This is a genomic window from Lactobacillus melliventris (assembly GCF_013346935.1).
Lineage (GTDB): Bacteria > Bacillota > Bacilli > Lactobacillales > Lactobacillaceae > Lactobacillus.
This window is the reverse complement of the sequence record NZ_JAAEEB010000004.1, coordinates 109,390-133,261: the sequence shown is the minus strand read 5'-3', so window position 1 is coordinate 133,261 and position 23,872 is coordinate 109,390. Positions and strand designations below refer to the sequence as shown.

At 38.5% G+C, this 23,872-nt stretch carries 19 protein-coding genes and 2 tRNA genes; 18 read left to right on the top strand and 3 right to left on the bottom strand.

From position 1 onward, the window contains the following. Nucleotides 1-267: 267 nt before the first annotated feature. The 3 genes from GYV61_RS05115 to lysS all read left to right on the top strand — a co-directional run bounded on the left by GYV61_RS05115 (nucleotide 268) and on the right by lysS (nucleotide 3,586). The gene (locus GYV61_RS05115; protein ID WP_110446439.1) at nucleotides 268-894 is read left to right on the top strand and encodes a histidine phosphatase family protein; all 627 of its coding nucleotides are present in this window, start codon (nucleotides 268-270) and stop codon (nucleotides 892-894) included. Between the two features lie 113 nt (nucleotides 895-1,007). After that, on the top strand, nucleotides 1,008-2,027 hold the full coding sequence (gene dusB, locus GYV61_RS05110) for a tRNA dihydrouridine synthase DusB (RefSeq protein WP_110446438.1): 1,020 nt from the start codon (nucleotides 1,008-1,010) through the stop codon (nucleotides 2,025-2,027). Nucleotides 2,028-2,044: 17 nt separating this feature from the next. Continuing rightward, a complete protein-coding gene (gene lysS, locus GYV61_RS05105) occupies nucleotides 2,045-3,586 on the top strand; it encodes a lysine--tRNA ligase (RefSeq protein WP_110446437.1) in 1,542 nt (513 codons plus the stop codon). A 68-nt stretch (nucleotides 3,587-3,654) separates the two neighbouring features. Here the strand turns inward: lysS and GYV61_RS05100 are convergent, their stop codons facing one another. Continuing rightward, nucleotides 3,655-4,524, bottom strand: coding sequence for a DUF2785 domain-containing protein (locus GYV61_RS05100; RefSeq protein WP_110446436.1), 870 nt, complete (start codon nucleotides 4,522-4,524; stop codon nucleotides 3,655-3,657). A 143-nt stretch (nucleotides 4,525-4,667) separates the two neighbouring features. Here GYV61_RS05100 and GYV61_RS05095 point away from each other — a divergent pair. The 5 genes from GYV61_RS05095 to rpoC all read left to right on the top strand — a co-directional run bounded on the left by GYV61_RS05095 (nucleotide 4,668) and on the right by rpoC (nucleotide 15,164). Then, a tRNA-Gly gene (locus GYV61_RS05095) sits at nucleotides 4,668-4,739 on the top strand. A gap of 44 nt (nucleotides 4,740-4,783) precedes the next feature. After that, a tRNA-Pro gene (locus GYV61_RS05090) sits at nucleotides 4,784-4,857 on the top strand. Between the two features lie 286 nt (nucleotides 4,858-5,143). Beyond that, the gene (locus GYV61_RS05085; RefSeq protein WP_110446435.1) at nucleotides 5,144-7,639 is read left to right on the top strand and encodes an ATP-dependent Clp protease ATP-binding subunit; all 2,496 of its coding nucleotides are present in this window, start codon (nucleotides 5,144-5,146) and stop codon (nucleotides 7,637-7,639) included. A gap of 210 nt (nucleotides 7,640-7,849) precedes the next feature. Beyond that, on the top strand, nucleotides 7,850-11,488 hold the full coding sequence (rpoB, locus tag GYV61_RS05080) for a DNA-directed RNA polymerase subunit beta (RefSeq protein ID WP_122026354.1): 3,639 nt from the start codon (nucleotides 7,850-7,852) through the stop codon (nucleotides 11,486-11,488). Between the two features lie 16 nt (nucleotides 11,489-11,504). Further along, complete coding sequence (gene rpoC, locus GYV61_RS05075; RefSeq protein WP_122037887.1) at nucleotides 11,505-15,164, top strand: DNA-directed RNA polymerase subunit beta'; 3,660 nt, start codon at nucleotides 11,505-11,507, stop codon at nucleotides 15,162-15,164. A gap of 2 nt (nucleotides 15,165-15,166) precedes the next feature. On the opposite strand, the gene GYV61_RS05070 is transcribed toward rpoC, so the two are convergent. Next, on the bottom strand, nucleotides 15,167-15,604 hold the full coding sequence (locus GYV61_RS05070) for a DUF3021 family protein (protein WP_174795016.1): 438 nt from the start codon (nucleotides 15,602-15,604) through the stop codon (nucleotides 15,167-15,169). Between the two features lie 239 nt (nucleotides 15,605-15,843). Here GYV61_RS05070 and GYV61_RS05065 point away from each other — a divergent pair, with 239 nt between their 5' ends. Further along, nucleotides 15,844-16,356 (top strand): ECF transporter S component, encoded by a 513-nt coding sequence (locus GYV61_RS05065; protein ID WP_238786753.1) that lies wholly within the window; start codon nucleotides 15,844-15,846, stop codon nucleotides 16,354-16,356. Nucleotides 16,357-16,425: 69 nt separating this feature from the next. Here GYV61_RS05065 and GYV61_RS05060 read toward each other — a convergent pair whose 3' ends face one another. Further along, complete coding sequence (locus tag GYV61_RS05060) at nucleotides 16,426-17,115, bottom strand: prepilin peptidase (RefSeq protein WP_174795014.1); 690 nt, start codon at nucleotides 17,113-17,115, stop codon at nucleotides 16,426-16,428. 184 nt (nucleotides 17,116-17,299) lie between these two features. Between GYV61_RS05060 and rpsL the strand changes: the two genes are divergently transcribed. The 9 genes from rpsL (at nucleotide 17,300) to rpsS (ending at nucleotide 23,853) form a co-directional block, all read left to right on the top strand. Then, entirely contained in the window at nucleotides 17,300-17,707 is a 408-nt protein-coding gene (gene rpsL, locus GYV61_RS05055) for a 30S ribosomal protein S12 (protein WP_110446429.1), read from the top strand. A gap of 13 nt (nucleotides 17,708-17,720) precedes the next feature. Then, nucleotides 17,721-18,191, top strand: coding sequence for a 30S ribosomal protein S7 (rpsG, locus tag GYV61_RS05050; RefSeq protein WP_034980476.1), 471 nt, complete (start codon nucleotides 17,721-17,723; stop codon nucleotides 18,189-18,191). Between the two features lie 24 nt (nucleotides 18,192-18,215). Next, nucleotides 18,216-20,309 (top strand): elongation factor G, encoded by a 2,094-nt coding sequence (gene fusA, locus GYV61_RS05045; RefSeq protein ID WP_046325358.1) that lies wholly within the window; start codon nucleotides 18,216-18,218, stop codon nucleotides 20,307-20,309. Nucleotides 20,310-20,783: 474 nt separating this feature from the next. Beyond that, on the top strand, nucleotides 20,784-21,092 hold the full coding sequence (gene rpsJ, locus GYV61_RS05040) for a 30S ribosomal protein S10 (protein WP_045928455.1): 309 nt from the start codon (nucleotides 20,784-20,786) through the stop codon (nucleotides 21,090-21,092). A gap of 24 nt (nucleotides 21,093-21,116) precedes the next feature. Beyond that, complete coding sequence (gene rplC / locus GYV61_RS05035; protein WP_046325357.1) at nucleotides 21,117-21,746, top strand: 50S ribosomal protein L3; 630 nt, start codon at nucleotides 21,117-21,119, stop codon at nucleotides 21,744-21,746. Nucleotides 21,747-21,760: 14 nt separating this feature from the next. After that, complete coding sequence (gene rplD, locus GYV61_RS05030) at nucleotides 21,761-22,393, top strand: 50S ribosomal protein L4 (RefSeq protein WP_174795013.1); 633 nt, start codon at nucleotides 21,761-21,763, stop codon at nucleotides 22,391-22,393. Further along, a complete protein-coding gene (gene rplW, locus GYV61_RS05025) occupies nucleotides 22,390-22,701 on the top strand; it encodes a 50S ribosomal protein L23 (protein ID WP_046325355.1) in 312 nt (103 codons plus the stop codon). Before rplD ends, rplW begins: the two co-directional genes overlap by 4 nt. A 15-nt stretch (nucleotides 22,702-22,716) precedes the next feature. Further along, the gene (gene rplB / locus GYV61_RS05020) at nucleotides 22,717-23,553 is read left to right on the top strand and encodes a 50S ribosomal protein L2 (protein ID WP_034980459.1); all 837 of its coding nucleotides are present in this window, start codon (nucleotides 22,717-22,719) and stop codon (nucleotides 23,551-23,553) included. Nucleotides 23,554-23,571: 18 nt separating this feature from the next. Then, entirely contained in the window at nucleotides 23,572-23,853 is a 282-nt protein-coding gene (rpsS, locus tag GYV61_RS05015; protein ID WP_038523755.1) for a 30S ribosomal protein S19, read from the top strand. Nucleotides 23,854-23,872 lie beyond the last annotated feature (19 nt).

Sequence of the window (23,872 nt, the reverse complement as noted above, 5' to 3'; positions counted from 1 at the left end):
GATGAATTTACCAGTAATTTAAATGAAAATACTATCACTATTGTTTACCAAATGATAAAAAAATATTTACCGAATGCTACAATAATTAGTGTTGTACACCGTTTTGCAGAATTGAAATATTATGATGAAGTTGTTAATCTTAAAAAAGACTGACTCAAGTTTCAACCAAATAGCATTATAGTTCATAGGTTTTTTAAGATTAAAGATGCGGTTAGTACCAACTTTGCTATAATGAAAGAGTTGAATGAAAAGTAAAGGAGAAAATAAATGCTAAACGTATATATAGTTCGTCACGGCCAAACGGACACTAATAAAACTTTTGGTATAAATGGCTCAGGAACTAACTTACCATTAAATGAAACAGGCAGACAACAAGCCGAAAATCTACGCGACAGTTTTGACATTAACAAGATTGATTATGTATATTCCAGTCCTTTAAAAAGAGCGCGTGAAACAGCAGAAATTTTAAACGGGGGTAAACATGAGATTTTGATTGATGACCGTTTAACCGAAATGAATTATGGCAACTGGGATGGTAAAGATGTTCACGAAATAATTGCAAAGTATCCTCAAGTATTTGATGAACTGGGTTATTTCAAAGAAAATTACAGTGATTATTGCACCGGTGAAACCTACCAGCATTTGGCAGACAGACTAATGGATTTCTGGCATGATCTAATTAATAATCATGAAAATGAGTCGGTTTTATTAGTATTTCATGGCACTGCTTCTCGCTCTTTGGTCCAGAATGTTTTGCAGATACCTAAAATTGCTTTGGTTGGCGAAATTCAAAATGCTGGCGTAATCAATATTTCCGTTGATGAAGCTTCCCAAAAACCGTTTTTGCGTTATTATAATAGAGTTGCACCTGGAAAATTTTTTATCGAAAAGTAATTAAAGATTGATATAGATATCAAGGGTTAACTTTTTATTACGAAAAGTACCATGAATTTTGCTTATAGAATCCTTTTTGTTAAGATATTATGGTGTTTTGAAAGGGTGATTTAGTGGATAATAGTTGGAAAATTCGTGATATTACTATTCCCAATCGTGTTGTAGTGGCTCCAATGGCTGGAGTGTCAAATTCTGCCTTTAGAATGATTTGTAAGGAATTCGGCGCAGGCTTAGTTGTCTGTGAAATGATCTCGGATCATGGCATTATATATCGTAACAAAAAAACTATGTCTATGATGAAGGTTGATCCGCGTGAGCACCCCATGAGTATTCAAATTTTTGGTGGTACTGAAGATACTTTACTTGAAGCAGCACAATATATTGACCAACATACTGCTGCAGACATTATAGATATTAATATGGGTTGTCCTGTTCCTAAGGTTACTAAAACAGATGCGGGTTCTAAATGGCTGCTAGATTCTAATAAAATTTATCAAATGGTTCACAAAGTTGTCCAAAATGTGCAAAAGCCAGTTTCCGTCAAAATGCGTATTGGTTGGGATCGCAAACATATTTTTGCAGTAGAAAACGCCTTGGCAGCGCAGGAAGCTGGTGCCAGCATGATTGCTATGCATGGTAGAACTCGTAAGCAAATGTATATGGGTGAAGCTGACTGGGAAACATTGCACGATGTAGCACAAGTACTTGATATTCCTTTTGTGGCTAACGGTGATATAACGACGCCGGAATTAGCTAAAAAAGCTTTGGATGAGATTGGATCAACTGCAGTCATGATAGGTCGCGCAGCCTTGGGTAATCCCTGGATAGTTAAAAATATGGTGCACTATTTAGAAACCGGTGAGAAGCTTAAACCGCAAACGGTGCGTGAAAAGGTTGCTACAGCTAAACACCAATTAAAAGGTTTAGTTGAATTAAAAGGAGAAAAAATTGCAGTGCCTGAATTTCGCCAGCAAGCAGCCTACTATTTAAAGGGAGTCCCCCGTTCTGCACGTACTCGTGCTAAAATAAATGAAGTTTGGACGGCACAAGAAGTTTATGATTTGCTTGACAATTTCGTTGATGATTATGAAAAAAGGCAAAAACAAAGGACTGTCAGAAGTGATGTTAATTAATAATGGAGGAAATGTAATTGGCTAAAAATGAAATGAATGACCAATTAATCGTTCGACGCCAAAAATTAGACGAATTAAGAGAGAATGGTATCGAACCTTTTGGAATGAGAAAGTTTGATCGGCAAGATTTAGCGCGGTCTTTGAATGAAAAATATTCTCAAGATGATAAAGATGAGCTAAACAAGGAATTGCCTAAGACTAAAATTGCTGGCAGAATGCTGGCAAAAAGAGGAAAGGGTAAAGTCGGTTTTGCGGATCTCTATGATCGGACAGGCAAAATACAGATTTATGTTCGTAAGGACATTGTTGGCGAAGACAATTATAAGATTTTTAAAAAGTCCGATATTGGCGACTTCTTGGGCATTGATGGCGAAGTTATGAAAACTGATACCGGTGAGTTAACGATTCGCGCAACTCATGTTACCTTTTTATCTAAGGCTCTACGGCCATTGCCTGAAAAATATCATGGTTTAAAGGACGTTGAACAAATATATCGTCAACGCTATCTCGACTTAATTACCAATCGCGAAAGTTATGAACGTTTTGTAAATAGAACAAAAATTATTCAAGCTATTCGTGACTATCTGAACAGCAAGGACTTCTTGGAAGTTGAAACTCCTGTTTTGCATAACATTCCAGGTGGTGCAGAAGCACGGCCATTTATCACTCATCATAATGCTTTAGATATTGATTTGTACATGAGAATAGCTTTGGAATTACCTTTAAAGCGTTTGATTGTCGGTGATATGGAAAGAGTATACGAAATTGGTCGGGTATTTAGAAATGAAGGCCTTGACACACACCATAACCCTGAGTTTACTGAACTTGAGACTTACTGTGCATACTGGGACTTCCATGATGTCATGGATGAAGCAGAAGGCATTATCCGCGCAGCTGCTAAAGTCGTATCAGATGATGGCAAGATTACTTATCAGGGCACAAATATTGATTTGGGTAAGCCTTTCCGTCGCGTTCATATGGTAGATATGATTAAAGAAAAGACTGGCGTTGATTTCTGGCAAAAGATGAGTGTAGCAGAAGCTACAAAAATTGCTGAAGACCATGACATCAAGGTTGAAAGCTTCTGGAAGGTTGGTCATATCATTAACGCCTTCTTTGAAAAGTATTGCGAAGAAACAATTGTTGACCCTACTTTTGTTTATGGTCATCCAGTTGAAATTTCACCATTGGCTAAGAAAAATGCTGATGATCCTCGGTTTACCGATCGTTTTGAAATTTACATCATGGGTGAAGAGTACGGTAACGCCTTTTCAGAACTAAACGATCCAGATGACCAACGTGAGCGTTTTGAAGCACAAATGGCAGAACGTGAAGCTGGAAACGATGAAGCAGATATGATCGATGAAGATTATCTGCGTGCTATGGAATACGGTATGCCGCCAACAGGTGGTTTGGGCATCGGAATTGATAGATTGGTGATGCTTTTGACAGATGCACCTGCAATTAGGGATGTTTTACTATTCCCAACAATGCGCCCTGAACGAATTGAAGATATTGAACGCGAAGTCGAAGAAGACATGAAGAAAAAGAGCAAATAATAATTAAGAAAGCATTTTAAAAATGAGCCCTAAAAGAATATTACTTTTAGGACTCATTTTTATTTTGTTTACAGTTGGTATCCCATTTGTTCGTTATATTTGGAAATCTTTTTAAGTAGATTATCTTTAACAGACTGGTTTGAAAAATAAAAATACCAGTTTTGAAGTAATTTGAGCCAGGAACTTAATCGATACCAGCTGATGCGATCATTTTCTGCGATCTGCTGATAAATTTTTTCGTTATAGCAGTTAATAAACGAATTAAACTCAGTAGTCGGTATTTTACCGAAATGAACGCCTTCAAAAAAGGCAAAAGCTAACCGTTGCTCCTCATCATCAATAAACGGTCCTTGCATATTTTGAAAGACCGTTTCAATTATGGCAAAAATATCAGCAGTATTATTTGTTGTAAAATCTGGATGACTTAAAGTAGAGCCTAAAAAGTCGCTACCATGAGCAACGCTGTGAGCCCAACCTTTATCTTTAACATAACCGCGGAAATCTTTTTCTTCCTTAAAATAGGAAATACTCCAGTTAAAAAGAGTTTTTCGCTCAGTCGCATTTAAAATCGAATGCTTTTTATCGTCATCTAAAATTAGGGAACCCAGTAATGCACTGAATGTTCTGAGAAAAATTAAATCGTTTTCTGGCTGATCGATGCCCTTAAACAGATTTTTTGAATTGATAAAATTGGTAAAAATTTTTGCTTTCTGCTTTGAAGTAAATGAATTTTCAAAAAAGCCGCGAGCAAAAAGCGTATAAACAACATCATCACGAAGATGTGGGTCAAGGTTTCCGATATTTTGTAACATATAGTCGATTTGACTATCATCAAAAGTGATTTTACCAGAATCTAAATTAACAAGTTTTTCCAGTTCTTTTTGCAATTCTGTAGCCTCCTTTTTATCTGACAGTGATATGATTTCATATTTGTGCATAACAGAATACTACCTTTTACTAGCAATTATGTTTTAGAAACTCTCAAAAGGCAAGCTTTCCCGTTAAAATACTTATTTTATGGATTTATTTTACTAAAAAAGGTTGCAAAATGAGATTGGTTTGCTATAATAATATTTGTCTTGCGGAAGTAGTTCAGTGGTAGAACATCACCTTGCCATGGTGGGGGTCGCGGGTTCGAATCCCGTCTTCCGCTCTAGAAAAAAAGACTCACCAAAAGCGGTGAGTTTTTTTAATAAACGGGAAATAGCTCAGCTTGGTAGAGCGCTACGTTCGGGACGTAGAGGTCGCAGGTTCGAATCCTGTTTTCCCGATAATATGCAGTTACATTCTCATGCAGGTAATTTATTTTTGCTAGTATGAGAATTTTTAGTTTTCTATAGTTATAACAGACCACTTTTATTCTTACACAGGTATTATGTTAAAAAAATTATTTCTAATTTAAATAATAAGGAGGATTGGGTCGCACGAACTGCATCTCTTTGGTATAATAATTGCAAAGTTTTTTGACATTAATAATTCGATCCCAAACAGAATATTTTACAAATTGTCAAAAAGGTTTATAGTGTATACACGTCATTTTTTAAAGGTGGTGCAATGATGAAAAAATCTTATACAACCAGTGCAAATCAAGTATTAGAAATTGCACGTGAACAAGCACAGAATTTTCATCATCGTTTAATTGGTACTGAACACGTACTACTTGCGATGGTAATTGAATCTGATGGTGAAGCTGGCAAAAATTTGCGGGCTTGGGGTGCAACACCGAAAGCGATTCGTGAAGAAATTGAACGTTATACAGGTTATGGCTCAGCTGGCAAAACCAGTTACATGCAGATGTCACCACGCCTCAGCATGGTTTTGGCATATGCTGGCACTTTAGCTGAACGAGAAGGTTCTGCTAAAATTAAAACCTGCCATATTTTATTAGGAATGGTCCTCAATGAGCAGATATTGGCTTCTGTGATTTTGCGTAATTTAAACATTGATCTTGATGGTTTGCGTAATGACATCCTGCACAGTTTAGGTGAAGATGAACAAGATATGGATGAAAATGATCAAGAGGATAGCAGTTGGTCAGGTTTTAATGGCTCTGAAGAAAGCACCAGTAGAAATTCCAGCACACCAACTCTTGATCAGGTTTCAGTCAACCTCAACGAGAGGGCTGAAAATGGTGAGATAGATCCAGTCATTGGGCGTGATCGTGAAGTAGCACGAGTGATTGAAATTTTATCTCGGCGTAATAAAAATAATCCTGTGTTGATTGGTGAACCAGGTGTAGGCAAGACGGCAGTGGCAGAAGCCATTGCAAGCGCCATTGTTGCTAAAAAAGTACCGCACGATTTATTAAAGAAGCAAGTGGTCTCACTGGATTTAGGTGGACTTGTTGCTGGTACAAAATATCGTGGTGAATTTGAAGACCGGATGAAAAAAATCATCAAGGAAATTACTGAGAATGGCAATATTATTCTCTTTGTTGATGAAATGCACACTCTCATTGGAGCTGGAGGCGCTGAAGGCTCGATTGATGCTGCAAATATTTTAAAGCCATCTTTAGCTCGAGGCGATATCCAAATGATTGGGGCAACAACTTTTGATGAGTATCAAAAGTATGTCGAAAAGGACCAAGCTTTAGCTCGTCGGTTCCAAATCGTGAGGTTAAATGAACCTTCTCGTGCTGAAACCTTAGCAATTTTAAATGGCTTAAAACCAAAATACGAAAAATTTCATCATGTAAAAATATCTAATTCTGCTTTAGAAAATGCAATTGATCTTTCTAGCCGCTATATTTCTGAGCGTTATTTACCAGATAAGGCAATTGATTTAATTGATGAGGCAAGTGCTGCGGTTAAGATTAAGTCAGGTAAAGGTTCTAACAATCAGTTATTGCAACTTAATGATCAAATCGAGAAAGTCATTGGCGAAAAGAATCATGCTGCAGTTAACCAGAATTTTGCTAAAGCTGCACAACTCCAGGAAAGACAAAATAGTTTGCAAAGAAGACAAGATGAATTAACAACAAAGCTTGATGAATCAACTAGTAAAGGTGCTATAGTTCAACCTGAAGATGTTGCTAAAGTAGTTTCTAATTGGACTGGTGTTCCCGTTACCCAAATGAATCGGGATGAAACTAAACACTTAGCCAATTTGGAAAAAGACTTACATAAGCGCATCATTGGTCAGGACAAAGCAGTTTCTGCTGTCAGCAGGGCGGTCAGGCGAAGTCGCAGCGGCATTAAAGATGAAAATCGACCAATTGGTTCATTCCTATTTTTAGGTCCGACAGGGGTCGGTAAAACTGAACTAGCAAAAGCAATCGCTGCAGCAATTTTTGGCTCTGAGAACAACTTGATTAGAATTGACATGTCTGAATATATGGATCAAATAGCTAATAGTAAATTGATTGGTTCTGCTCCGGGCTATGTTGGCTATGATGAGGGCGGCCAGTTGACTGAACAGGTTCGCCGCCATCCATATTCAGTAGTATTATTGGATGAAGTTGAAAAAGCTCACCCTGATGTATTCAACTTGTTGCTACAGGTTTTGGAAGATGGCTTTTTAACCGATTCCAAGGGCCGTAAAGTAGACTTTAAAAATACTATTATTATCATGACTTCCAATTTGGGTTCCCGTTCATTATTTGAGACGCAGGCTCTAGGATTTAATGCTGATAATACTAGTCAAACCAAGCTGCGGCAAGATCGCGTTCGTCAAGCACTTAAAGAGTTCTTCAGACCTGAATTTTTAAACAGGATTGATGAAACTATTATTTTTGACGAACTTGATCAAAAGCAATTACGTCAAATAGTTACGCTTTTAACTCGTAAATTGATTGACCGCTTGCATAAACAAGGAGTTCAACTGAAAATTTCCACAGCTGCTTTGGATAAGATTGCAAAAGATGGTTATAATCCTGAAATGGGAGCAAGACCGCTGCGCCGTGCAATTCAGAAGGATATTGAAGATAAGATTGCTTCAATGCTGATTAAAGGTGACCTTAAGAATGGTGATATTCTTAAAGTTGGGTGCAGTCATAATCACTTAAAATTTGATGTTTTGAAACAAAAAGATAATAATTTAGTCGGCGCAAAGTGAATTAATTGACACACGAATTTTATTTTGTTATAGTAGTGTGTGATTAAAAAGCTGATTTTCAGGATTTTGCTGATCTATTGTCCAGCAAAATAATAATAGACAAAAACGACAAAGGTTGTTTTTGTCTTTTTTATGCATAAATTTCCGGCTTTTTGAAATTGTAATCAAAATGTAATATTAGCTTTCTCTGACAGAAAGGGTGTTTTCTCCTTGTTAAATGGACACGTAGTGAATTTTGGCAAACATCGGACAAGGCGCAGTTTTTCCCGCATTAAAGAAGTGCTGGATCTGCCTAACTTGACAGATGTGCAAACCGAATCATACCAATGGTTTTTGGATGAGGGTATTAAAGACGTTTTTGATGATATTATGCCAATTAGTGACTTTTCAGGTAAGCTTTCCCTGGAATATCTGGGCTATAAACTGCAAAAACCAAAATATACCGTTGATGAAGCACGTGATCATGATGCAACTTATGCTGCACCAATGCACGTTACTTTAAAACTGACCAATCAAAAAACCGGTGAGATTAAGACTCAAGATGTTTTCTTTGGTGATTTACCATTAATGACTGAATCTGGCTCATTTATTATTAATGGTGCTGAAAGGGTCATCGTTTCTCAATTAGTTAGATCACCAAGTGTTTATTATTCTGGTGATTATGACAAGAATGGTCGGCAAATCTTTGGTACTACTGTGATACCAAACCGTGGTGCCTGGCTTGAGTATGAAACTGATGCTAAGAATGTTTCTTACGTTCGCGTTGATCGTACTCGTAAATTGCCACTAACTGTTTTAATCAGGGCACTGGGAATTAGTTCGGATGACGAGATTTTAGACCTCTTTGGTCAGAGTGATACGCTACAATTCACTTTGGATAAAGATGTCCATAAGAATCCGGCTGATTCTCGTGTAGCTGAAGCGTTAAAAGATATTTATGAACGTCTACGCCCTGGTGAACCAAAAACGACTGACTCTTCACGTTCACTTCTTTATGCACGCTTCTTTGACCCACGTCGCTATGATTTAGCACCTGTTGGTCGCTATAAAGTTAATAAGAAGTTATCTTTAAAGAGTCGCTTGTATGGTCAAACTCTGGCAGAAACTTTGGCAGACCCTGATACAGGTGAAATTATCGTTAAAAAGGGTACAGTTGTGACCCATGAAGTGATGGATACTCTAGAAAAGTATCTTGATCGCGATGACTTTAAGATGGTTACTTATCAACCATCCAAAGAGGGCGTTTTACCTGATCCAATTAATGTTCAGGAGATAAAAGTTTACTCCAAGGTAAATCCTGAACGTGTTGTTAAATTAATTTCTAACGGTCATATTGATAAAAAAGTTAAGTATTTAACTCCAGCTGACGTGGTTGCTTCTATTAATTATTTCTTCTTGTTGCAAGATGAAATTGGTAACACTGATGATATTGATCACTTAGGTAACCGTCGTATTCGTCGTGTTGGTGAATTGTTGCAAAACCAGTTTAGAATTGGTTTAGCCCGGATGGAACGTGTTGTTAGAGAAAGAATGTCAATTCAAGACCCTTCAACTGTGACGCCGCAACAATTAATTAATATCAGACCAATTGTGGCAAGTATTAAAGAGTTCTTTGGTTCATCACAACTGTCACAGTTTATGGACCAGCACAACCCGCTGGGTGAATTAACCCATAAGCGCCGTATGTCTGCTTTGGGGCCTGGTGGTTTAACACGTGATCGTGCTGGATACGAGGTGCGGGATGTTCACTATACTCAATATGGTCGTTTGTGCCCAATTGAGACTCCTGAAGGTCCTAACATTGGTTTGATTAACTCTCTTGCTACATACGCAGTTATTAATAAATATGGCTTTATCGAAACGCCATATCGTCGGGTTTCCTGGACCACACACAAGGTAACTAATAAAATTGATTACCTCACCGCTGATGTTGAGGATAACTACATTATCGCTGGTGCCAATACTCCACTTAATCCGGATGGTTCATTTAAAGATGATCTTGTTTTAGCACGTCATAAGGAAGATAACGTCGAAGTTAGTCCAGATAAAATTGACTACATGGATGTTATTCCTAAACAAGTTGTTTCTGTTGCTTCAGCATGTATTCCGTTTTTGGAAAATGATGACTCTAACCGTGCTTTAATGGGCGCTAACCAGCAAAGACAAGCTGCACCTTTAATTAATCCTCACAGCTGTCTTGTTGGTACTGGAATGGAATATCGTGCAGCACATGACTCAGGAGCTGCTGTTTTGGCTAAAGCCGCTGGTACAGTTGAATATGTCGATGCCAACACTATCAGAGTAAGACGTGCTGACAGTACACTGGATAAGTACACTCTGGAAAAATATCGTCGTTCAAACAACTCGAAATCATACAATCAGACTCCTAACGTTAAGTTAGGCGACAAAGTTGTAAAGGGTGAAGTAATTGCCAATGGACCAACAATGGATCATGGCGAATTGGCTTTGGGTCAAAACCCAGTTATCGCTTTTATGACTTGGAACATGTATAACTACGAAGATGCCATCATGCTTTCTGAACGTCTGGTAAAAGATGATGTTTATACTTCAATCAGTATTGAAGATTATGAATCAGAAGCCCGTGACACTAAACTTGGCCCTGAAGAGATTACACGTGAATTGCCAAACGTTGGTGAGGATGCACTTAAGGATCTCGATGGTCAAGGTATTGTCCGTGTAGGTGCTGAAGTTCATGACGGAGACATTTTGGTAGGAAAAGTTACGCCTAAGGGTGTTACTGAACTATCAGCTGAAGAAAGACTGCTGCATGCCATTTTTGGTGAAAAAGCTCGTGAAGTGCGTGATACCTCATTACGTGTTCCTCACGGTGGTGGCGGTATTGTCCGTGATGTCAAAGTTTATACTAGAGAAAATGGTGATGAACTATCTCCTGGTGTTAATACTTTAGTCCGGGTCTACATTGCACAAAAGAGAAAGATTCAAGTCGGCGATAAAATGTCTGGTCGTCACGGTAACAAAGGTACTGTTGCCGCAGTTGTACCAGAAGAAGATATGCCATATTTACCAGATGGTACTCCAGTTGATATTTGTTTAAACCCAATGGGTGTTCCTTCACGTATGAATATTGGTCAGCTTTTGGAATTACACCTTGGCCGTGCTGCAGATAACTTGGGTATTCATGTCGCTACACCAGTATTTGATGGAGCAAGTGAAGACGATGTTTGGGATACTGTTCATAAGGCCGGTATTGATAAAGATGGTAAAACAGTTCTTTATGATGGCCGTACCGGTGAACCATTCCATAACCGTGTTTCTGTTGGTATCATGCACTATCTGAAGTTGACCCACATGGTTGACGACAAGATTCACGCACGTTCAATTGGGCCTTACTCATTAGTAACGCAACAACCTCTTGGTGGTAAAGCACAGTTTGGTGGACAGCGTTTTGGTGAAATGGAAGTTTGGGCTCTGGAAGCTTATGGTGCAGCATACACTTTGCAGGAAATTTTGACTTATAAATCAGATGATGTTGTTGGCCGTGTCAAAGCTTATGAAGCTATTGTCAAGGGTGAAAGAATTCCCAAACCAGGTGTTCCTGAATCATTCCGTGTCCTAGTTAAAGAATTGCAATCTTTAGGATTGGATATTCGTGTTCTTGACATGAATCATAAAGAAATCGAATTGCGTGATATGGATGATGATTCAAATGAGCATTTGAACATTGATACTCTTTCAAAGATGGCTGAAGAGCAACAAAAGAAGAAGTTGGCCGCAGAAACTGCAGATTCTGAAGATAATGAAGAAGCAGCAGAGGAATTGGATACCCCTGTAGATCAGTCTGACGATGATAATAAGATTTCTCAATAAGTAGGAGGTTAAACTTTTGATCGACGTAAATAAATTTGAAAGCATGCAAATTGGCCTTGCATCTCCGAATAAAATTCGCAGCTGGTCATACGGTGAAGTTAAAAAGCCGGAAACTATTAATTACCGTACTTTAAAGCCGGAAAAAGATGGTTTGTTTGATGAACGAATTTTCGGACCGACTAAGGATTGGTCATGTGCATGTGGTAAATATAAAGGTGTGAGATACCGTGGGATCGTCTGTGATCGTTGTGGTGTTGAAGTTACCTCCTCTAAAGTTAGAAGAGAACGAATGGGTCATATTGAATTGGCCGCACCAGTTACTCATATTTGGTATTTTAAAGGGATTCCATCAAGAATGGGACTCATTTTGGATATTTCTCCGAGGCTTCTTGAAGAAGTTATCTATTTTGCGGCTTATATTGTAATTGATCCTGGTGATACCGATCTAGAATTTAAACAACTTTTAACAGAGGCAGAATACCGGGAACAGAAAGAAAAATACGGTAATCGCTTTACGGCCAAAATGGGTGCTGAAGCAATTCGTGATTTGTTACGTAAAGTTGATTTAAATAAGGAAGTTACCGATTTAAAGAAAGAACTGGAAACAGCTACTGGTCAAAAACGTACCCGTGCTATCAGAAGACTTGATATTCTGGACGCGTTTAAAGATTCTGGTAATAAACCGGAATGGATGGTTATTGATGCTGTCCCAGTTATACCACCAGACTTGCGCCCGATGGTTCAACTTGAAGGTGGACGGTTTGCGACCTCTGACCTAAATGATTTATACAGAAGAGTAATTAACCGTAACAATCGTTTAAAGAGACTGTTAGATCTAAATGCTCCTAATATTATTGTGCAAAACGAAAAACGGATGCTGCAAGAAGCAGTAGATGCGTTAATTGATAATGGCCGCCGTGGACGTTCTGTAGTAGGACCAGGTAACCGCCCGCTGAAATCTTTATCGCATATGCTTAAAGGTAAGCAGGGACGTTTCCGTCAGAACCTGCTTGGTAAACGTGTTGACTATTCCGGTCGTTCCGTTATTGATGTTTCACCAAAATTGAAATTCTATCAATGTGGTGTTCCGCGTCCGATGGCCTTGGAATTGTTTAAACCATTTGTCATGCATGAGCTTGTTAAGCGTAAGATTGCTACAAATATCAAGAGTGCTAAGCGGAAAATTGACCGCGAAGACGATGATGTCTGGGATGTACTTGAAGATGTTATTAAGGAAAGAACGGTATTGCTAAACCGTGCTCCTACTCTGCACCGTTTAAGTATTCAGGCCTTCGAACCGGTTTTGGTACCTGGGAAGTCAATTCGTCTGCACCCACTTGCTTGTGAAGCTTACAACGCTGACTTTGATGGTGACCAGATGGCGATTCACGTGCCTCTGTCAGATGAGGCTGTTGCTGAATCAAGAATGTTAATGCTGGCTGCTCACCATATTCTTGCTCCTAAGGATGGTAAACCAATTGTTACTCCATCACAGGATATCGTTTTGGGTAACTACTGGTTGACTCAGGCTGAAAAGGGTCGCGAAGGTGAAGGAATGATTTTCAATTCACCTGATGAAGCGACAGTTGCTTACACTAACGGTGACATTCATTACCACACTATTATCGGAATGTCTGCTGACTCAATGCCGAAGAAAGCATGGCCTAAAGGTTATGAACATGGCATTTTTGTTACTACATACGGCAGAATCATTTTCAATCAAATTTTCCCAGAAGATTATTTCTACGTTAATGAACCAACTGAAGAAAACTTGAATAATCCTCTTGCTGCCAAGTACTTCTTGGAGCCTGGCGAAGATATTCATGAGAAAATTGACAGTGTGGCAAATGACTTGATTTCTACACCATTTAAGAAGTCCTTCTTGTCTGATTCTATCGCTACAATTTACAAGTATTACAAGGTTCAAAGAACTTCAGAATATCTTGATGATTTGAAGACTTTAGGCTATACCAGTTCGACCACTTCTGGTATTACGATTGGTATGACCGACGTTCCCGAAATTCAGGATAAAGATGAAAAAGTTGCAAAAGCCCACAAACAAGTTGATGTGGTGTCTAAGCAGTTTAGACGTGGTTTAATTACCGAACAGGAACGTCATGATCGTGTAATTAGCATTTGGAATGATTGTAAGGATCAAGTCCAAGATGAAATTGCTCAGATTTATGACCCGCGTAATCCTATTACCATCATGGCTGACTCTGGTGCGCGTGGTAATATTTCAAACTTTACCCAACTTGCTGGTATGCGTGGCTTAATGGCTACTCCAAACGGTGGTTTGTTCGAAATTCCAGTTACTTCCAACTTTAAGGAAGGCTTGTCAGTTCTAGAACTGTTCATGTCAACTCACGGTGCACGTAAGGGTATGACGGATACTGCTTTAAAGACTGCACAATCTGGTTACTTAACTCGGCGGTTAGTCGATGTTGCGCAAGACGTTATTATCCGTGAAGATGATTGTGGTACCGATCGCGGTATTGATGTTCACGCGATCATGGAAGGTGACGAATTAATTGAGCCACTCTACGATCGCTTATTGGGACGCTTTACTGCCGAAACGGTTAAAGATCCTAGAACCGGTGCCACAATTATCGGTCGTAACGTTATGATGGATGAAAACTTGGCTCACCAAATTTGCGATGCAGGTGTAACTAACGTTAAGATTAGATCAATCCTGACTTGTGACACCCCGCACGGTGTTTGCCGCAAGTGTTATGGTATGAACTTAGCTACAGGTGAGGAAGTTGAAGTTGGTGAAGCAGTTGGTACTGTTGCCGCTCAGTCAATTGGTGAACCTGGTACACAGCTGACTTTGCGTACTTTCCACAATGGTGGTGTTGCCGGGGCTGAAGATATTACTCAAGGTCTTCCTCGTGTGCAAGAGTTGTTTGAAGCTCGTAACCCTAAGGGTCGCGCGATAATTTCTGAAGTTGATGGTGTAGTTGATTCAATTCAGGAAAATCCTGCTGAACATACTCGTGAAATCACTGTTAAAGGTAAGATCGATACCAGAAGCTACAGTGTTCCTTATACTGCGTCAGTAGCAGTTGCTGAGGGCGATGAAGTTCAACGTGGCGATAAGTTAACTCTTGGTTCAATTGATCCGAAAGAGTTGATTCAAGTTACCGATACTTTAACTACTGAAGAGTACATTCTGGTTGAAGTCCAAAAAGCATATAGAATGCAGGGTGTTGATATTTCTGACAAGCACGTCGAAGTGTTAACCAGACAGATGTTACAAAAAGTTCGTGTGCTTGATCCTGGTGAGACCGACTTGTTGCCGGGCGAGATTATGGATATTGGTCAATTTAAAGATCGCAACACATCTGTGATTATTTCTGGTGGTATACCTGCAACTGCACAAAGTGTAATTCTGGGTATTACCAAAGCTGCCCTTGAAACTAACAGTTTCTTATCAGCTGCGTCATTCCAGGAAACAACTCGTGTCCTAACAGATGCTTCTATTCGTGGCAAGAATGATCCATTACTTGGATTAAAGGAAAATGTTATTATCGGTAAGATCATTCCAGCTGGTACTGGTCTTCCAATTTATCGTGATATGGAACCCGAGTCAGATGTAAAGAAACCTAAATCTGTTTACTCAATCGCAGACATTGAGAAGAAGATGAAGGAAGCCGATCAGGCTAGGGAATCATAAACTCAATTAATCAAAAAAACTGTTCCGTTAGAAATTCCTAACGGAGCAGTTTTTTGTTTGTTCAAATTTATTACTTTAAAAATCCTACCAAATAGAATATATGATATTGTCCATAAAATAATGCCAACAATCAGAAAGAAACCAAATATTTTTACTAAGTCTAGTATTGATTTAGTTGGGAACCAGCCGCTGAATACTAAACAAGGATATACGGTAACCAGCATGATTAGAAAATGAATGACAGATTGTTTTGTTAATGACCAACTTTTGACATCATAAATAACAGAGGTTGCTGCAACTGCTGTTATTATTAATCCGGTAAGAAAAGTTGACTGGACGCTATAATTGTCAATGTGCTGTAATTTCATAATCCCGGAAAGTATACTCATAATAATAAAGGGTATACCTCCACGTATTATTGCAGATAAAATATAGTGCATGATTTTTCCCCTTAATTAATTTTATATATAAGATTTTATCATGGTCTAAAACATAAAAGAAGGTAAATTGTAAAATGAAGTTGAACACTTGCCCTGATTAGAAAATAAGTGAAAAAACTGGATCATATTTAATGTTAAGAACAACGGATATATGCTATAATTTGGAATTTTATGAATAATTAGTGATGTTATGATTAAAAAATGATATAATCAGAAAAATAATGAGGGGGATGTTGAAGTTGAGGGAAAATGATTTTTCTTTAAAGAGACTTGTATTATTAGCATTATTAACTGCGATTAACGTCGTTATTAGTCGAATTTTCATTATTCCTATGCCGTTGACTCACGGTAATATTAATTTATGTGATGCAATTATTTATTTAGTGGCACTTTTGTTTGGTCCTGTAGCTGGAGGTGTAGTTGGTGGTCTTTCCGGATTTTTACTTGATCTTCTGGGTGGATACGGCCAGTTTATGCTCTTTTCTCTTGTTGTCCATGGTTTAGAAGGTTTCTTTGTTGGATTAGTCTTTAGATACTGGAACTTAAAAAATCAAGTAGTTAAGGGAGCTGTTGCCGGAGTTATAGGAGTATTTTTGATGGTTGGCGGGTATTTTGTCACTAACACAGTCCTTTATACTTGGGCCGCAGGCTTTGCCAGTCTTTTTACCAATACCATTCAAGGAGCAGTTGGGGTAGTATTAGCCCTAGTACTGCTGCCAAGTTTTCAGAGCTTGATGGCAAGATACAGTTAACATATGCTTGAAAAAATAATTTTATGGTTTATAGGAGCTGCCATCTTATTTTATTTAAGATGCAGCCTTTTATTTACATAAAAGTTGAATGATTAATCCAATATAAATGAAGGGAATAAATGCTACAGGTTCATTTTTGCTTACTTCACCACCAATAAAAAAGCTAAGTAAAATAATTGAGGCAGTTAAAAAAGTTAAATTGGCAAATTTAGGGTCAAAACAAAAAGTTAAGATAAGGTAGATCAATAAATCTCCCTTGCCAATTTTATGTTTTATTGTTTCATAAAGAAAAAGTAAAAAAATGGGACAAAACTCAACTAAATCTGTAATATTGATTTGCTCAAAAGTTTTAATTATACGCAAAGCTGAAATAAAAAAGGCAGGAACAACGAAAGCAATATCGAACTCTTTTGACTGATAGTCACTGATAGCAGCTAGAAGTATGTTAAACAAGATAATTGCTGTGATTGCATCATGAGGATTACTAAAATCGATCTTAAGAAAAGCAGCCCCTCCTAAAAATTCTGTTACAAAATATTCAGTAGGAATCTGAACTTTGCAATAACGACACCGACCTTTGAGTAATAAATAAGAAATCAATGGTATCTCATCAAATATGTTTAGTTGCTGATTACAGTTAGTGCATTTTGACCGGCTAAAAATAAAGTCTTCTTTTCCAAATCTTTCGACAATAACGCAGGCATGAGAAGCCAGACAGGTTCCAATCAAAAAATTGCTAATTTTAAAAATCAAGTTCATTTCATTACCCCACTAGAACTAAATACGAAAAAACTGATATAAATTTTTTAGCTAATAAAAATAATTTGCATTTTTAATTCAAGCGAGTACAATAGTCAATGTGTATTTTGAAGATTTATCTGGGACCAAAAAAAAGAAACTCCTGGATGTGTGAACAAAATAATTTTTTTAGGAGGAAAATTTAATGCCAACCATTAACCAATTGGTAAGAAAAGGCCGTCACAACAAGACGACTAAATCAAAGTCACCTGCTTTAAGCTACGGCTACAACAGTATGAAGAAAGAGCTAGTAGCTAACCCAGCACCTCAAATGCGTGGAGTAGCTACTCGTGTCGGTACCATGACACCAAAGAAGCCAAACTCAGCTTTACGGAAATATGCTCGTGTTCGTCTTTCAAACTTGATCGAAGTAACTGCATACATTCCAGGTGAAGGCCATAATTTGCAAGAGCACTCAGTTGTTTTAATTCGTGGTGGTCGTGTAAAGGACCTTCCTGGTGTTCGTTATCACATTATCCGCGGTGCGTTAGATACTGCGGGTGTTGATGGTAGAAAGCAAGGCCGTTCCAAGTACGGTGCCAAGAAAGATTAAGGAGGAGTAAATAATGCCTAGAAAAGGACATGTTGCTAAAAGAGATATTTTAGCGGATCCAGTATACAATTCAAAGCTCGTAACCAAGTTGATCAACCACTTAATGATTGATGGTAAGAGAGCTAAGGCATCTTCAATCCTTTATGATGCTTTTGACATTGTTAAAGAAAAGACTGGCAAGGAGCCACTCGATGTTTTTGAAGAAGCTATGAACAATATTATGCCAGTTTTGGAAGTTAGAGCACGCCGTATTGGTGGTTCAAACTACCAGATCCCAGTAGAAGTTCGTCCTGAAAGAAGAACTACTCTTGGTTTAAGATGGTTAGTTTCATATGCTCGTTTACGTAATGAACATACTATGGATGAACGCTTAGCTAATGAAATTATCGATGCTTCAAACAATACTGGCTCAGCTGTTAAAAAGCGTGAAGATGTTCACCGTATGGCTGAAGCCAACCGTGCATTTGCACACTATCGTTTCTAATTTTTTAGGGAAAGGAAAAAATCTATGGCTAATAAGCGTGAATTTCCATTAGAAAAAACACGTAACATTGGTATTATGGCCCACATTGATGCGGGTAAGACTACTACTACCGAGCGTATTCTTTATTACACTGGAAAAATCCATAAAATCGGCGAAACCCATGAGGGTGATTCCCAAATGGACTGGATGGATGAAGAAAAAGAACGTGGTATTACCATTACTTCAGCTGCTACTACAGCACAATGGCATGATTACAGAATTAACATTATCGATACCCCAGGACACGTTGACTTCACTATTGAGGTAGAGCGTTCACTTCGTGTACTTGATGGTGCTGTTACTGTTCTTGATGCTCAAGCCGGAGTTGAACCTCAGACTGAAAATGTTTGGCGTCAAGCTGAAACTTACGGTGTTCCTCGAATTGTTTTTGTAAACAAGATGGACAAGATTGGTGCAGATTTTGATAATTCTGTTAAGTCTTTACATGAACGTTTAAATGCCAATGCTCTGGCTGTTCAAATGCCAATTGGTTCTGCAGAGAGCTTTGAGGGTGTTATCGACTTACTCAACATGGTAGCTGATGTTTATGATGAAGATAAACTTGGTTCCAAGTGGGACACTATTCCTGTTCCTGATGAGTATAAAGAAGAAGCAGAAAAGCGTCGCGGTGAGTTAATTGAACAAGTAGCAGACGTTGATGATGACATCATGGAAAAGTATCTTAATGGTGACGAAATTTCCGTTGATGAATTAAAGGCTGCTATTCGTAAAGCTACATTGGATTTGAAGATTTTCCCAGTATTTGCAGGTTCAGCATTCAAGAACAAGGGTGTGCAGATGATGCTTGATGGTGTGGTTGACTACTTACCATCTCCATTAGATGTTAAGCCTTATGTTGCTCACGATCCAAAAACTGGTGAGGAAGTTGAACTAGTTGCTGGAGATGAAAAGCCATTCTCTGCTTTAGCATTTAAGATTGCTACTGACCCATTTGTTGGTCGTTTAACTTATATTCGTGTTTACACTGGTTCACTTGAATCAGGTTCATATGTTTTGAATGCTTCAAAGAATGGCCGTGAACGTGTTGGCCGTTTGTTGCAAATGCATGCCAACTCAAGAAGTGAAATTCCTGAAGTCTTCTCAGGTGATATTGCTGGTGCCATTGGGTTAAAGAACACTACTACTGGTGATTCCTTAACTGATCCTGACCACCCATTAATTTTGGAAAGTTTGGAAGTTCCAGATCCAGTTATTCAAGTTTCAATTGAGCCAGAATCTAAAGCTGACCGTGATAAGCTTGATGTTGCCTTGCAAAAATTGACTGAAGAGGATCCAACTTTTAGAGCAGAAACTAATGCAGAAACTGGTCAAACTTTGATCTCCGGAATGGGTGAATTGCACCTGCAAATCATGGTTGAACGTATGAAGCGTGAATTCCATGTTGAAGCTAAGATTGGTGAACCACAAGTTGCCTATCGTGAAACCTTTACTAAGCCCGCTAAAGCACAAGGTAAGTTTGTTCGTCAGTCTGGTGGTAAGGGTCAATACGGTGACGTTTGGATTGAATTTACTCCAAATGAAAGAGGAAAAGGTTACGAATTTGAAGACGCCATTGTTGGTGGTGTTGTTCCTCGCGAATTCATTCCAGCTGTTGATGCAGGTCTGCAAGAATCCATGAAAAATGGTATCTTAGCTGGTTACCCGTTGATTGATGTCAAGGCTAAACTTTATGATGGTAGTTACCACGAAGTCGACTCATCTGAAGCTGCCTTCAAGGTTGCTGCTTCATTGGCTTTGAGAAATGCGGCTCCTAAAGCTGGTGCTGTTATCCTTGAACCTATTATGAAGGTTCAAGTAATCACACCTGAAGATTACTTAGGTGACGTAATGGGTTCCATTACAGCTCGTCGTGGTACAATGGATAATATGCAAGACCGTGCTGGAGCTAAGGTGTTGAATTCAATGGTTCCACTTGCAGAAATGTTTGGTTATGCTACTACTTTGCGTTCTTCAACACAGGGTCGTGGTACGTTTACAATGGTCTTTGACCACTATTCACCAACTCCTAAATCTATCCAAGAAGAAATTATTAAAAAGCGTGGGGGTAACGCAGAATAATTTCTGATAGTTAATGGGGTATAATTTTAAAATTGATATAAGAGCTATTGGTAGATCCAGTAGCTCTTTTTTATGCGCAATGTAATTTTAATAATAAACTCTGTCTTTATAAACTAGATTTTGTCATGTCAACCTAACCTAGTTATTTTCACCAAATTGAGCAAAAACATTGCTATAAAATATTCCCTGTTGTATTTTAGTTGCTGCTAAAAAATATTACTTTATAAAAGTTAAAATTTTATAATTGCTGATATAAAGTCAAGAAAAATATCCTTTAAGCCTTGATATTCAAGCTTAAAACAGGTATACTATCTTTTGTGTGTCTAGGGCTTTTTCTGCCCTAAAAGCACATTTTGTTGTAAAGCGTTGATACAAAAGGTTGCGGCACACCAGGCTGCATTGCCACAGAGGTAGTGCCGGGAATTTTTGTGGAAGCTAGTCATCTTTTAAAGAAGACGTTGAGGAGGTAATTTAATGGCAAGTCAATCAATTCGTATCAGACTTAAGTCATACGAACATGGTATTCTCGATGAATCAGCTGCTAAAATTGTAGCTACTGCTAAGAGAACTGGAGCTGAAATTTCAGGTCCTGTTCCACTGCCAACAGAAAGGGTATTGTTTACTGTTTTACGTTCACCACATAAGAACAAAGATTCACGTGAACAATTTGAAATTCGTACGCATAAGCGTTTAATCGATATTTTAAATCCAACACCTAAGACTGTTGACTCTTTAATGAAGCTTGATTTACCAAGCGGTGTTGACATCGAAATTAAACTTTAATTTTTAAAAGAAAGAGGTGTAATCATGACCAAAGGAATCTTAGGAAGAAAAGTTGGTATGACCCAAATCTTCACTAAAGATGGTATCCTTGTGCCTGTAACTGTTGTTGAAGCAACTCCTAACGTTGTTATGCAAGTTAAGACAGTTGAATCTGACGGCTACGAAGCAATTCAATTAGGATACCAAGACAAGCGTGAAGTTTTGAGCAACAAACCAGAAAAAGGTCATGCTGCAAAAGCAAAGACTTCGCCTAAGCGCTTCATACGTGAAATCCGCGGAGTTGAGCTTAAGGACTACGAAGTCGGCTCAGAAGTTACTGTGGACACATTTAAGGAAGGTGACGTAGTTGACGTCACTGGTACTACAAGAGGTCATGGATACCAAGGTAACATTAAACGTTGGGGCCAATCACGTGGACCAGAAACTCACGGTTCAAGATATCACAGAATTCCTGGTTCAATGGGTTCCATCATCAACCGTGTTCCTAAGGGCAAACGCCTGCCAGGACACATGGGGATGAAGAAAGTTACCATTGAAAACTTAGTAATTGAAAAAGTTGTAGCAGATAAGAATGTATTATTAATCAAGGGTAATGTACCTGGTGCTAAGAATTCATTGCTTACTGTTAGATCTGCTGTAAAGACTAATAAATAGGAAGGAGGACTAGAATGGCTAATTTAAAAGTTATCGATCAAAAAGGCAAAGACGCTGGTGAAGTTACTTTAAATGATGATGTATTTGGTATTAAGCCAAATGAAAGCGTAGTTTTTGACGCAATTATCAGACAGAGAGCTGGCAGACGTCAAGGTACCTCAAAGGTCAAAAATAGATCCGCTGTTCGCGGCGGTGGTAAGAAGCCTTGGAAACAAAAGGGTACTGGACGTGCTCGTCAAGGCTCTATCCGTTCCCCACAATGGCGTGGCGGTGGTGTAGTTTTCGGACCAACTCCACGTTCTTACGCATACTCAATGCCAAGAAAGCAACGGCGCTTGGCTATCAAGTCTGTTCTTTCCCAAAAATTGCTTGATGAAGATTTAGTAGTTTTAGATCAACTGACAATGTCAGCTCCTAAGACCAAAGAATTCAAGTCAATCTTGGACGGCTTAAAAGTTGAAGGCAAAGTTTTAGTTGTTTCTGATGATAAGAATGTTCAATATTCAGCTAGAAACTTGCCAAACGTTAAGGTAATCACTGCTAATGGCTTGAATGTTGAAGATGTTGTTAATTATGACAAATTAGTTTTGACTAAAGAAGCTATTGAAAAGATTGAAAAGAATGTTGAGGGGGCTTCAGCGAAATGAGTGCACATGATATCATTTTAAGACCTGTCATTACTGAAAAGTCAACGAACTTAATGGATGATAAGAAGTACACTTTCAACGTGCTTTTAACTGCAACCAAGACTCAAGTTCGTGATGCTGTTGAAGAAATTTTTGATGTTAAGGTTAAAAAAGTTAATATCATGAATGTTCGTGGTAAGGATAAGCGTGTTGGCCGTTATTCAGGCAAAACCGCTCGTACCCGTAAGGCAATAGTTACCTTAACTGAAGATTCAAACGATATCAAAATTTTCAAAGACGATAGCAACAATAAAGAAGAAAATAAGTAATAGGAGGTCAGTCAATTGGCTATTAAAATTTATAAGCCAACCACAAATGGTCGCCGTAATATGACTACTTCTGACTTTGCTGAAATTACTAAGAGCAAACCAGAACGTACCCTACTTGAGTCACAATCACATACTGCAGGTCGTAACTCTTATGGTCATATTACAAGTAGACACCGTGGCGGTGGACATAAGCAAAAATACCGTATCATCGATTTTAAGCGTAATAAAGACAATGCTAAAGCTGTAGTTAAGGCTATCGAATACGATCCAAACAGAACTGCTAATATTGCACTTCTTCACTACACTGACGGTATTAAAGCTTATATCCTGGCACCAAAAGGTTTAACAGTCGGCGATGTGGTTGAATCTGGTGCTAACGCAGATATTAAACCAGGAAATGCTTTGCCTTTAAAGAACATTCCAACTGGTACTTCAATTCATAATATTGAATTAAGACCTGGCAAAGGTGGTCAGCTTGTTAGAAGTGCTGGAGCCAGCGCTCAAGTTTTGGGTAATGATGGTAAGTACACATTAGTTAAATTACAAAGTGGTGAGGTTCGCAAGATTTTATCAGTTTGTCGTGCAACTATCGGTGTCGTAGGTAATGAACAACATTCATTAATCCAATTAGGTAAAGCTGGACGTAGTCGCTGGTTGGGTAGACGCCCACAGTCTCGTGGTTCCGTAATGAACCCTAACGATCACCCACATGGTGGTGGTGAAGGTAAGGCTCCTGTAGGTCGTCCACAACCGATGACTCCATGGGGCAAGAAAGCTCGTGGTATTAAGACTAGAAATAGTAAGAGAGCCAGCGAGAAATTGATTGTTCGTCACCGTAAGGGTAGCAAATAATAGAAGGAGGGTAATTTAATGAGCCGTAGTATTAAAAAAGGGCCTTTTGCTGATGCATCTTTATTAAAGAAAGTTGATGCACAAGCAGACACAGATAAAAAACAGGTTATTAAAACTTGGTCACGTCGTTCAACTATTTTTCCTTCTTTTGTTGGTTTGACTATAGCTGTTTACGATGGTAGAAAGCATGTTCCAGTATACATTACTGAGGACATGGTTGGTCATAAGTTAGGTGAATTTGTTCCAACGAGAACTTTCCGCGGACACAAGACATCTGACGACAAGGCTACTTCAAAATAGAGAAAGGAGAAACACTTAA